The sequence below is a fragment of the Pseudoalteromonas sp. NBT06-2 genome, assembly GCF_002276045.1.
Lineage (GTDB): Bacteria > Pseudomonadota > Gammaproteobacteria > Enterobacterales > Alteromonadaceae > Pseudoalteromonas.
Window position 1 is genome coordinate 69,389 of the sequence record NZ_NQMR01000026.1, and the last position, 12,232, is coordinate 81,620.

The window sequence follows — 12,232 nt, forward strand, 5'->3', positions numbered from 1 at the left end:
ACGCCCTTAAAATTTTATATATCAATTTAACTAATTGATAAGAAAAAGCCGGCAATGGCAGCACTCATTAAATTAGCCATGGAACCTGCCATAACTGCTCTGAGACCTAGGCGGGCGATATCCTTACGACGACTTGGAGCCATGCCACCAAGTCCACCTAGTAAAATTGCAATCGAAGATAAGTTAGCAAAGCCACATAATGCAAATGTAATAACAACTTGCGTATGTTCACTTAACTGATCTCGAAAATTAATAAAATCAAGATAGGCCACAAATTCGTTAACAACTAATTTTTGCCCGATAAAACTACCTGCAGTGATTGCTTCACTCCAAGGAACACCTAAAATCCAAGCTACAGGTGCAAATATATATCCTAATATTTGTTGAATTGTTATATCTGGCATGCCAAACCATTCACCAACGCCACCTAAAATACCGTTAAGCATGGCAATTAGAGCAACAAATGCCAGTAACATCGCACCTACATTCAACGCGAGTTGCATACCACTTGATGCTCCCCCAGCTGCTGCATCTATTACGTTTACTGGTTTGTCATCTTCATCAACTTTTATTTGTTCTAAACTTTCCATTGGAGTTTGTGTCTCTGGCACTATCATTTTTGCCATTAAGAAACCACCCGGTGCTGCCATAAAGCTGGCAGCTATTAGATATTTAAGATCGATTCCAATTGCAACATAACCAGCTAATATCGAACCTGCAACTGTTGCTAATCCTCCGACCATTACAGCAAATAGCTCTGATTGCGTCATAGTGGGTATAAAAGGTTTTACAACTAATGGTGCTTCAGTTTGGCCAACAAAAATATTAGCTGTGGCTGATAAAGATTCTGTTTTTGACGTACCTAAGATCTTTTGTAATCCCCCTCCTAAAATTTTGATGATCCAGTTCATAATGCCTAAGTAATAAAGTACAGCAACTAAGGCGGAGAAAAACACAATAATAGGTAAAACATTTAAAGCAAATACAAAACCCATTTTACCCGATGCTAAATCACCAAATAAAAAGTTAATACCATCAGTGGCATAACTGATCACACTTGATACTTTAGTTGATACAGCAACTAATATATCTTTGCCTAGTGGAAAATATAAAACAAAACCACCAATTAATATCTGTAAACCAAAAGCACAGCCTACTGTACGTAAATTAATAGCTTTTCTATTGGTTGATGCGATAAACGCGACCAATAGTAAGGTAGACATACCTACCAATGTCATGATTGTTGTCATTAAATATCCTAAAATTCAATCTAGCTTTTTAGCTATTATTATTGTTGTAATATTTGTGTGATTTTACTTTTAATTAAATCAATCGCGACTCTATTTTTACCACCACGCGTCACTACTAAATCAGCATTTTGTTTTGATGGTTCTATAAACTGGTAAAACATGGGTCTTACTGTTGCCTGATATTGTTCTATAACCGATGGTAAACTTCGACCACGCTCTTCAATATCTCTTTGCATTCTCCGCATTAAGCAAATATCTAACGGGGTATCTATAAATACTTTAATATTAAATTCTTCGCGTAATTTTTCATCAGATAGTAATAATATACCTTCAACAATAATCACTCTAGCCGGATTAATCCGTCTCGTTTTTTCACTACGAGTATGTTGTGCATAATCATAAATAGGCACTTCAACCACATTACCTGCTCGCAGTTGCATCAAATGTTCACACATTAATTCATGTTCAAACGCATCAGGATGATCGTAGTTAGTTTGTGTCCGATGATCAAACGGCAAATGAGATTGATCACGGTAATATGCATCCTCTTCTAAAATAGCAATTGCGCCAGGTTCTAACTCATTAACTAACTCATTATAGATAGTTTGGCTAAATAAAGACTTTCCTGATGCTGATGCCCCAGCTATAGCTATGATGGTTCTAGTCACAAAAAATTACATCCAATCGAATAACAAAAGTAGCCTACGATAACAAAAATAAAAAAAAAAATCTCTGTGGCTAGATAGAAAAAAGACAATCTACCTGCTTGGTGCAACTGCAAACAGGACAAATGTCCGGTGGAGAAATATATATAAAAAACAAGTCCTATTAATACAAATAATGTTTTAAACTCGTATATAACCAAGTTACTTGGAAATGCAGGTTTCAGATCTGGGGTTAGGATACGAGTACAAGGTATGATTTATAATTCATGTTTTTTTTTCCTGATTATGAATCATAACGCCGTTATCGTTTTCTACCAAAACTCCCGTAGGACAAGACGATAAGCGATCAACTGCGTCGTTATAAGATATTTATTGAGAATGACTAGACTACACACTACTCGCCGCGACTAAAATGCTTTTATCTCGAACAAAATTTAACCCTGAAAGATCAACAACCTCTAATAAAGGCAGAAAAAAGATTAAATAACATATGATAATTTTTACGGACAAATGTCCTTTGTTATAAGTTAAATATAAACTTAAATGTATACTTAAATAAATGCGTAAAATATTTTATTAAACGGATACATTTGAGGTTTACTTATGGCAAAAGCGTTAATTTTAATGGCTGATAGTGTTGGTATTGGCGCAGCACCCGACGCAGCAGACTTTGGCGATCAAGGTGCAAATACCCTTGCCCACCTTTTGGCTGAATATCACAAGCAAACAGGTGATAAACTCTCTTTACCAAATCTATCTCGTATGGGATTGATTGATGCCTGTGAGGCTGCGGGTAAAGAACCATGTATTATTAGTGATCGACAAACACCAATTACAGCTTGGGGTTATGCTAAAGAGATTTCAACCGGTAAAGATACACCTTCAGGTCACTGGGAAATGGCTGGCGTGCCTGTATTATTTGATTGGGGTTATTTTCCAAAACAAGTTCCGACATTTCCACAAGAACTGATAGACGAAATAGTCAAGCGCGCTGACATTCCTGGAATTTTAGGCAATTGTCATGCATCAGGTACCACAATACTAGAGCAATTAGGTGAAGAACATATCAAAACTGGTAAACCTATTTGTTATACCTCTGCCGATAGTATTTTCCAAATTGCTGCCCACGAAGAACATTTTGGCTTAGAAAAACTGCTAAAACTATGTAAAGTCACAAGAGAACTTGTTAATGAATATAATATTGGTCGTGTAATAGCCCGACCATTTTTAGGTGATAAAAGTGATAACTTTGCACGTACAGGGAACCGTCGAGATTTTTCAGTATTACCGCCAAGCCCAACAGTTTTAGATAAGTTAACCGATGCAGGCACTCATGTGATCAGCATTGGGAAAATTGCTGATATTTATGCCCATCAAGGTATAAACGAAAAACATAAAGCCCCGGGCTTAATGAATCTATTAGAAAAAACAAAACAAGTATTTAAAGAAGCAAAAGATAACAGTTTAGTATTTACAAATTTAGTCGATTTTGATGAAAAATTTGGTCATAGACGTGATGCTATTGGATATGCAAAAGCACTCAATCAGTTTGATCAATACTTACCAAACATATTAGAAGAATTAGAGCAAGATGATTTACTTATCATTACTGCAGATCACGGCTGTGATCCAACTTGGCCTGGTTCAGAGCATACCCGTGAATATGTGCCTGTATTAGCTTATACCAAAGGCATGAAGCCTATTGCATTAGGACAAAGAGATACTTTTGCCGATATGGGACAAACAATAGCGCAATGGTTTGATATTTCGAAATTAAATTATGGCGAAGGTTTTGCCGAGCAATTAAAAATAAAATAATCGAACAAATATAGAAAAAGGATAAAAATATGAGTACTCCACATATCGGTGCCAATGAAAATGACTTTGCACAAACAGTATTAATGCCAGGCGACCCACTTCGCGCACAATATATTGCTGAAAACTTTTTAGATGATGCGCGACAAGTAACGGGTGTTCGTAATATGTTTGGTTTTACTGGCACTTATAAAGGTAAATCGGTTAGCATTATGGCTTCAGGCATGGGCATTCCATCAATGTCTATCTATGCGCGTGAACTTATCGTAAGTTACGACGTTAAAAACCTTATCCGGATCGGTACTTGTGGTGGCATTAGTAAAGATATCAAAATTAGAGATGTAATTTTTGCTCAAGGTGCAAGTACAGATTCTAACGTAAATCGTACTCGTGTTCGTGGTTATGATTTTGCTGCGATTGCTGATTTTAATTTATTAGAAAAAGGTGTCAAAGCTGCTAGAACACTCGATATTAACGCTAAAGTAGGTAATGTATTTACTACAGATACTTTTTATCAAGCTGATCCTACCTTTTACGAAGTGCTAGATAAGTTAGGAATTATGGCTGTGGATATGGAAACTGCTGGTTTATATGGCGTTGCAGCTGAATATGGCGCTAATGCCATGGCACTTTTCACTGTGAGTGATCATGTGCTCACAGGAGAAGCTTTACCTGCTGAAGATCGTCAAAATACATTTAATGAAATGGTAAAGATTGCTTTAGAGTCTCTATAGCTCTGTTTCATATTTCTATTAATGTCACTGCCTAATGAAAATCAAAAAGGCAATAATATATTTTTATTATAGCCTTTTAATTATCTTTTTATTTCAGCACGAAGTGACCTTAAATAAATTTATTCTCCTACGTTAAACCATTTATGGCCTTTTTGAATAAGTAATTCATCAGCAGCTTCAGGCCCCCAAGTACCTGCTCTGTATAGCGACGGAGTACCTTCTTTTTCCCACTTTTCAATAATAGGATCAATCCAAGCCCACGCTTGCTTTACTTCATTTCTATGAATAAATAGCGCAGGGTTATTTGCTGCTGCATCTAGCATTAATCGTTTGTATGCATCTGAATGAAAACCATTAGTATAATCTTTAGACAAATCTAAATTTAATGTAACTGGCTCTAATTGCATATCTAAACTATCTAGACGTTTTGACATCAGAGTCAATTGAATGCTTTCTTCAGGCTGCAAACGAATAATTAAACGATTAGGTTCAATATTACCCACATTATTTTGATATACATTATGAGATACAGGCTTATATTCTACGATAATTTCAGCACAACGCTTTTTCATACGTTTACCAGTACGTAAGTAAAAAGGTACGCCAGACCAACGCCAGTTATCAATGTTTGCCCTGATAGCAACAAAAGTTTCTGTATGTGATGCTGTTGTCAGCTCTTCTAAATAACCAGGTACAACTTTACCATCTAGCTCACCTGGTACATATTGGCCACGAACGACATTTTCATCAACAGCTTCGTCGACTAAAGGACGTAATGATTCTAAAACTTTAAGCTTTTCTGTACGTATGCTGTTAGCACATAATTTATTTGGTGATTCCATTGCAACTAAACATAGTAACTGTAATAAATGGTTTTGAACCATATCACGCAATGCACCTGCTTTATCATAAAAACCAGCTCGAGTTTCAAGGCCAACGGTTTCAGAGATACTGATTTGAATATTATCTATGGTTTTAGCGTCCCATAAGTTTTCAAAAATAACATTAGAAAAACGTAATGCCATTAAGTTTTGAACTGTTTCTTTACCTAAATAATGATCAATACGGAAGATTTGATCTTCTTCAAAATATTCAGCCACTTTAGCATTAATCACTTCAGCCGATTCACCACAATATCCAATTGGCTTTTCAACAACAACACGTGATGTTGTTGTAATTAAATTCATTTGTGATAAAACTTCAGAACAGCTACCGTAAACAGCTGGCGGTAGAGATAAGTAAAAAACACGTGATTTATCTAATGAATCAGTTTCTAGCATGGCTTTTAACGCTTTCCAACCATCATTAACTTCAGTCACGTTAAGTGCTAAAGGCTTAATAAAAACACTGAATTTCTGCCAGTCTTTTTTATTGTATTCCCCTTGTGATAAATGATCTTGCAAACCTTGATTTACTTTCTCTAAAAATTCTTGCTCATTTGCCAATTCACGTACCGTAGGCACTATTCGAGAGCCCTCTGGTAAATTGCCTTCTTGATATGCACGATACATTGCAGGTAGTAATTTACGAAGTGATAAGTCTCCCCCGCCACCAAAAATTACAATATCAAATGGATTAAGCATGATTATTCTCTTATTAACAAAGCTAAGTAATGCACTTTTGTGCAGATAGACTAACAATAAACACAATTGACACCGGTGTCAATCTCGTTTAAGTCAGGCTATGTTATTTTAATAATTGCAATTATAAAATATATCTTCTTCATGGTCATTTCATATATACCAATTTTAACATTTAAATCTTTAATTCAACTGTTTTAAAACACTTAATAATAATTTCAATTAAATTAAGTTAAAAACCTGATTTTTAAGTTAATTACTATAAAGAACATGGGTAAGTTGCACAAGAAACAGGGGAGAAATCGATTGCTTCATAATACGCTTCATTAACAATTAGATTTTTATAAAATTTTCTATCCCTTGCATTAAGTTACTTAATTTGCTGAGTAATGAAGCTCACTGAGACCCCGTGTTCAAAACTTAAAAAGCGGCGATTTCACAAGCCGCGCATCCAAAATATCTTGCCATAAATACATCGCGGCTTTTTTAACCTTCCTCAAATCAGTTCCCGAAACCTCATAAATATCAGCCACAATGTCCGTAATAACTGCCATAGTTAGTTCTGGTTTTAATAAATGACTTTTAAACTTATTTTTGATCTTTAATTTCATCTATACCCAAACCACTTCAAGATGCAGGATTCAGTTGGAATTAGAAATGCTTTAGGCAAGGCATTGATTGAAGAACATGGTTATTCCCTTTTCAAAATCAATAACGCTGCATAAAGTATTTATAAACCAACCTTACAGGGACTTCTGAGCAAATCATGCTCGTTGTTGCCTGCATGGATGTAGGTACTAGAGCAATGCAGGAGCATATTGCCGGTCCATCTTTTTTTAAGGGAGTAACCATTAATGCAAAGATGCGCCTAGATCATGAATTGCTCAGCAGTCCTGAACCTCACATCTTGAAGTGGCTTGGGTATATACACTTAGGTTATAGTTATCTTATTTATTTGAAATAGATTTTATATATCTGTAGGTTAATTTGTTTAACACACAGTGTGTTTATATCGCTGTCAGTTTTTTAATCAAATATCAATGTTAAGTACAATGTATTTAGTGATTTAAAGATTGAGCTTAAATCAAGTATTATGTATGAGTTTTTCAGTAGGATAATAATAAATGGTAAAACAAAAACGCCTCACAGTTAAAAAATTAGCTTTAAGTGCACTCTTATTGATAAGTGCGGGTCAATTGTATGCTGCAACAAAAAGTCATATTGATGATAGCGCTGCAATTATTAGATATGACACCATACATCATCCTGTTATTGGCAAAGGTGGCATGGTTTCAAGCCAACGTATGATCGCCAGTGAAATTGGTGCTCAGATATTAGAACAAGGCGGAAATGCGATTGATGCAGCGGTTGCAACAGGTATAGCTTTAGCTGTTGTATTACCAAGAGCTGGCAACTTAGGTGGTGGTGGCTTTATGCTTGCGTATATTGCTGAAGAAAATAAAACCATAGCAATCGATTATCGTGAGATGGCGCCTAAAAAAGCACATAGAGATATGTTTTTAGACACAGAAGGTAATGTAGATAATAGTAAAGCACGTTTTAGTCATTTATCATCGGGTGTACCAGGCACTGTTGCAGGTTTATCATATGCCTTAGAAAAATATGGCTCTATGAGTTGGAAGCAAGTGATCACGCCAGCTATACAGCTAGCTGAGAAAGGCTTTTTAGTTTCATATGATTTATCAGAAAACCTGAAAAGTCGTAAAGCTTGGCTTACTTCAAACAAAGCAACAGCCGAGGCTTATTTTAAAGCTGGTGGAGAAAGTTACCAGCCAGGGGAAACCTTAGTTCAATCAGACCTTGCTTGGACTTTGAAACGCCTTGCTGAAAAAGGTCCATCTGAATTTTACCAAGGAGAAATTGCTAAGCGTATTGTCAATGATATGGCTAAAAATGGCGGTTTGATCACACTTGATGACATGGCTAAATACAAAGTGGCCCAAAGAGAAGCGATAACAACTACTTATAATGGTTATCAAGTTGCTTCCATGCCACCAACGAGTTCAGGTGGCGTACACATAGCACAAATGCTTAATATTTTGGAACATTTTCCTTTGAAAGAAATGGGATATGGCAGTGCAGATGCAACCCATTTACTTTCAGAAGTGATGAAACTTGCTTATGCAGATAGAAGTGAATATTTAGGGGATCCAGAACACTTTAATGTACCAATTAAAGGCATTACGAGTAAGTTATATGCCAAAGAATTAGCAAATAAAATATCACTATCAAAAGCAAAGCCTTCTAGTGAAATCAAACCTGGAAACCCAGCCCCTTATGAAAGTCCTGATACAACACATTTTTCTGTAATGGATAAATATGGCAATGCAGTATCGAATACCTACACTCTAAATTTTTCATATGGCTCAGGCATAGTTATCCCAAAAACGGGTATATTAATGAATAATGAAATGGATGATTTTTCATCTAAACCTGGTGTGCCTAATGGATTTGGTTTAATTGGTGGCGAAGCTAATTCAATTCAACCATATAAACGTCCACTTAGTTCCATGACACCCACTATGATTTTTAAAGATAATAAACCTTATGTGATTACCGGAAGTCCAGGTGGCAGCCGAATAATTACCACGGTTTTACAAGTGTTAATAAATGTGATGGATCATGATATGAATATAGCAGAGGCAGTTCATGCGCCTAGAGTTCATCATCAATGGTTACCCGATCGACTCGAGTTTGAAGCTGGATTTAGTCCTGATACTTTAAAACTATTAGAAGCTAAAGGACAAAATATTAAACCAGGTAAAACCATGGGCAGTGTTCAATCTATTATGTTTAATAATGGTTTGTTCTATGGAGTATCAGATCCGCGTCGACCTGATGCTGGCACAGTTGCTGTTAAACTGTAAATTTTCAACCTTATAATCGTTAAAGTGAAACGAATGGGAATTTACTGAAATATATTCCCATCTTGCTCGGTAACAAATATAGATAGGTGTCGCGCAGCCGACACCTTATCTTAGCCCGAGTCTAAGTTGCATGACTTATTTAAAAATGGCTGAGGTCTGTTGATCCTAAAGGAATCGCTAGCTTAGCGTAAGAAGCTATCCATGAAATCATGTGATTAACCAAAGCCAATCAAAAAAACATGAACTAAATAAAATTAGTTATCCCAATATCATCCACAATAATAGATATTGCTTTTTTTGGTTCAAAAATAAGCACAATTTCTAATTCGCTTTCTTTACTGATTGGTTTGTTCAGCTCAAGAGGAATCGTAACCGTTTGTAATACAGGCTCTGTCGGTGCATACCTTAAATCACCTTTTTCAAGCTCTGAAAAATCAGAAACTAATAGAGGAGCAAGGCTCCCTGCATTAGTCAAACCTTGCTTATATACTAAAACTGATTTATCAAATACCTCTACTCGAGCATCAGATAGTAAATTGTATGAATGGCAACCATTATGATCTTGTGAATCTAGTTGAGCTAAAGAAAAATGCAAATTAAACTTTAAATTGTGCTTATCAAATAGTAACTTAGCCTTTAAAAGTTTAATATTCAATCGAGTCTCAGTTCCTTGGATTAGGTCAATTTTTAAAATATTATTGGCCGTTTTAGTTCCGTTACGCAACCGTTCTACCGCCACATTACTCTGAGCTTTTGTTGATATTTTATGGGATAGAGTTGTAAACATATTTTCTGTGTTAGATATACTTTCAAAATCCTCTATCATTTTGAAATCAGAAGACATATGACGACTAACATAAATATCTTCTGGTAGCTCAAATTCATGAATTACAGGGTTATGAAGTATGTTTTTATAACCCTCTTTATTCGATAAGGTCACTTCTAAAAAAGCAGAAACAAAAACTTTGGTTAAATGCTCTTGTTGTTCTGATGACAGTAATTTCGAATAAAAGTCTTGTTTGCTACCCCAATGAAAATTATCAGACATATTTTCATTGAAGTTTATGTGATTAGCGCGGTAGATATAAATCGACTGCTTAAAGTAGTTTTCATCATGATCATCGAATTGAGTTCGATTCCACTGTTGGCTACCAAGAAACTGATAAACATCTGCATCGTGTCCACCTTGTAAAACAAGATAATTAACATTTTTTAAGATATTTCTCCCATGAGCGTGTTGATATTGCCCATCCATAGGCGCTAACGCGATAACTGATTTGATACCAAAACCAAAATTTACCTTATAATTACTATTTGGTAAATTATTCCATTGGTTGAATGACGCAGCCAAAGCAACAGCCTCACCTCCTCTAGACATCCCAACTAGAGCAATATTATCTAAATCTAGTTTTCCAAAAAAAGAGTGGCCTTTTTGAGTATTCCATTTCCGTAATAAGTTAAGGTGCTCAAGTAAAATCCAGCCTCGAGCACCATTTTCTCCTCTCAAATCATTCAAATAAGTTTGATTTACTTGTACTACGACATGACCTCGGCTAGCAAGTAATTCGCCAAGGTAATCAAAACCTGGTGCAGAGTTGCCATGAGTTAATAATACAAGGGGTAAGGGGTCGTTTTCTAATGGCAACCAAACTTTAGCCTCAAGCGGCAAGTTTTTGTGATTAAATTCATGATAAGCATTATATTTATATCCTTGATTTCTTGAATAGTTTTCAAGGAATCTAGGTAAATTAACTGTCGGAGCAATGATATCCGGTTTTGAGATACTAAATAAAAATGGTCTCTGTCCATAATTAACCACTTGGTATCTATATTCACCTTTTTTTGCTGGATTAGGAAGCTCACCCGCAGAGGTATTTGGCTGATGATATTTATCAATAACACAATTTAAAATATCTGAGGCTGATGTCGCACATGAACCTGTAATTATAACTAGAATTAATAATAAATAAAAAAAATGGGCAATCATAAAAATTTTCCTTAATATAAGAATTTGGTCTTGAATAGAAAGTAACACGAGCTATTAAAAGCGACATATATCTTTTTTAAAGACTGTATAACTTAAGACGCAAGAACATCAATTAAGGTTTAAACCAATTGAAAAAATACTCGTAAAAGATTGCACTAAAAATAAAGTCAATGAAACATACATGGTGATTATCAATTTTGTTTTAAGAAACCCCATAAAGGAAGTGAAGATTTATGCCTGCAATGTCGGAAGAACTGCCTTTATAAAAATTAATGCTAACATCTTAAATCCAAATAAATCAGGTAATCTGTCGGCTTCTCTTTATCGATATTATATAGAATAAACATTTTACGGAAAAATTTTTTCAGCTACATTAAGATATTATCTTGATGAAATTACAACCAATCAAAAAAGATGCAAATAATTATCATTTAGATGTTGACATGAGGGTTATTCTAACTGATAATCATTATCAACGAAACGCAGTACCTAACCTCAGACCACAAGGACGACATTTTGGCAGGAAGCCAAGCTTATTTAGATTTAAAGAAAGAAACCTGTAAACGTTAAGCAGTACGTTAAACTGTGAGGTCATTGATAATCTAGTATCTACCGCCCCTTGATATTGAACTATTGATGATTGACTCTTATTACTTGCTACTTGCTCATATCGGTGACGGTTGATATGAATTCCCAAAAAAGCCCTATAGGGCTTTTTTTTTACCTATTACTTTATATTTGTTTTAGTTATAAACTATCCACAGGCATTATCCCAATGACTTTGAGCATGATTAAAACAGGTAAAACCCGTTGAATATAATCTCCTGCGATATAAGTTTTATCTCTGCTAACTTAAACTCTCATTCTTACGCTTGTTTAATCTGTTTTACGATTACGACATAAGTATCATCGAAACTTATCTTATTGGTTCAGATAATAATCAATATTTTCATAATATCGAATGCTTTTAACTGTCACACCAGCCATTACTGAAAGTTAGAAAATATATAAGTGATTATTTATTTGTAGCTAAACGAGTTGCTAAACCCAAAAAGATAAAGCCTAGCAAACCATCTATGTGACGACCCAGATTGAATTTATTACCTACTAACTTACCAAATTGGCTAAACGAAAGTGCAAACACTACATTTGAAAACAACCCAATAACACTTAGCAATACACCGAGAAAAATAATTTGAATTGATAATGCAGAGTTGCCAGTTGTAAATTGAGGTAAAAACAAACTAAAAAATAGTAAAGCTTTAGGATTCAATAGATTATTAAAAAATCCTGTAACACCTCAATAACCCGTG

The 12,232-nt window shown here is 35.1% G+C and carries 9 protein-coding genes and 1 pseudogene; 4 read left to right on the top strand and 6 right to left on the bottom strand.

Annotated elements, in window-relative coordinates; genetic code table 11:
* Window positions 1-26 precede the first annotated feature (26 nt).
* Both CJF42_RS07860 and udk read right to left on the bottom strand, forming a co-directional pair.
* Window positions 27-1,250 carry a NupC/NupG family nucleoside CNT transporter gene (locus CJF42_RS07860; RefSeq protein ID WP_095366150.1) on the bottom strand — a complete coding sequence of 408 codons (1,224 nt, stop codon included), beginning with the start codon at window positions 1,248-1,250 and terminating at the stop codon, window positions 27-29.
* Between the two features lie 38 nt (window positions 1,251-1,288).
* Window positions 1,289-1,918: a uridine kinase gene (udk, locus tag CJF42_RS07865; RefSeq protein WP_095366151.1), complete on the bottom strand. Its 630-nt coding sequence runs from the start codon at window positions 1,916-1,918 to the stop codon at window positions 1,289-1,291.
* A 600-nt stretch (window positions 1,919-2,518) separates the two neighbouring features.
* Here udk and CJF42_RS07870 point away from each other — a divergent pair.
* On the top strand, window positions 2,519-3,733 hold the full coding sequence (locus CJF42_RS07870; RefSeq protein ID WP_095366152.1) for a phosphopentomutase: 1,215 nt from the start codon (window positions 2,519-2,521) through the stop codon (window positions 3,731-3,733).
* A gap of 29 nt (window positions 3,734-3,762) precedes the next feature.
* Window positions 3,763-4,464, top strand: coding sequence for a purine-nucleoside phosphorylase (gene deoD / locus CJF42_RS07875; protein ID WP_095366153.1), 702 nt, complete (start codon window positions 3,763-3,765; stop codon window positions 4,462-4,464).
* Window positions 4,465-4,583: 119 nt separating this feature from the next.
* Here the strand turns inward: deoD and zwf are convergent, their stop codons facing one another.
* Both zwf and CJF42_RS07885 read right to left on the bottom strand, forming a co-directional pair.
* Window positions 4,584-6,047 carry a glucose-6-phosphate dehydrogenase gene (zwf, locus tag CJF42_RS07880; protein WP_095366154.1) on the bottom strand — a complete coding sequence of 488 codons (1,464 nt, stop codon included), beginning with the start codon at window positions 6,045-6,047 and terminating at the stop codon, window positions 4,584-4,586.
* Between the two features lie 410 nt (window positions 6,048-6,457).
* Window positions 6,458-6,655: a hypothetical protein gene (locus CJF42_RS07885; protein WP_095366155.1), complete on the bottom strand. Its 198-nt coding sequence runs from the start codon at window positions 6,653-6,655 to the stop codon at window positions 6,458-6,460.
* Window positions 6,656-6,810: 155 nt separating this feature from the next.
* On the opposite strand from CJF42_RS07885, the gene CJF42_RS27340 reads away from it, so the two are divergent.
* Window positions 6,811-7,008, top strand: coding sequence for a hypothetical protein (locus CJF42_RS27340; RefSeq protein ID WP_170940529.1), 198 nt, complete (start codon window positions 6,811-6,813; stop codon window positions 7,006-7,008).
* A 160-nt stretch (window positions 7,009-7,168) separates the two neighbouring features.
* Window positions 7,169-8,932, top strand: coding sequence for a gamma-glutamyltransferase (gene ggt / locus CJF42_RS07895; protein WP_095366156.1), 1,764 nt, complete (start codon window positions 7,169-7,171; stop codon window positions 8,930-8,932).
* A gap of 244 nt (window positions 8,933-9,176) precedes the next feature.
* Here the strand turns inward: ggt and CJF42_RS28525 are convergent, their stop codons facing one another.
* Window positions 9,177-10,919 (bottom strand): alpha/beta hydrolase, encoded by a 1,743-nt coding sequence (locus CJF42_RS28525; RefSeq protein WP_252097557.1) that lies wholly within the window; start codon window positions 10,917-10,919, stop codon window positions 9,177-9,179.
* Between the two features lie 1,015 nt (window positions 10,920-11,934).
* A pseudogene (locus tag CJF42_RS07905) lies at window positions 11,935-12,201 on the bottom strand (LysE family transporter); the annotation flags it as partial.
* Window positions 12,202-12,232 lie beyond the last annotated feature (31 nt).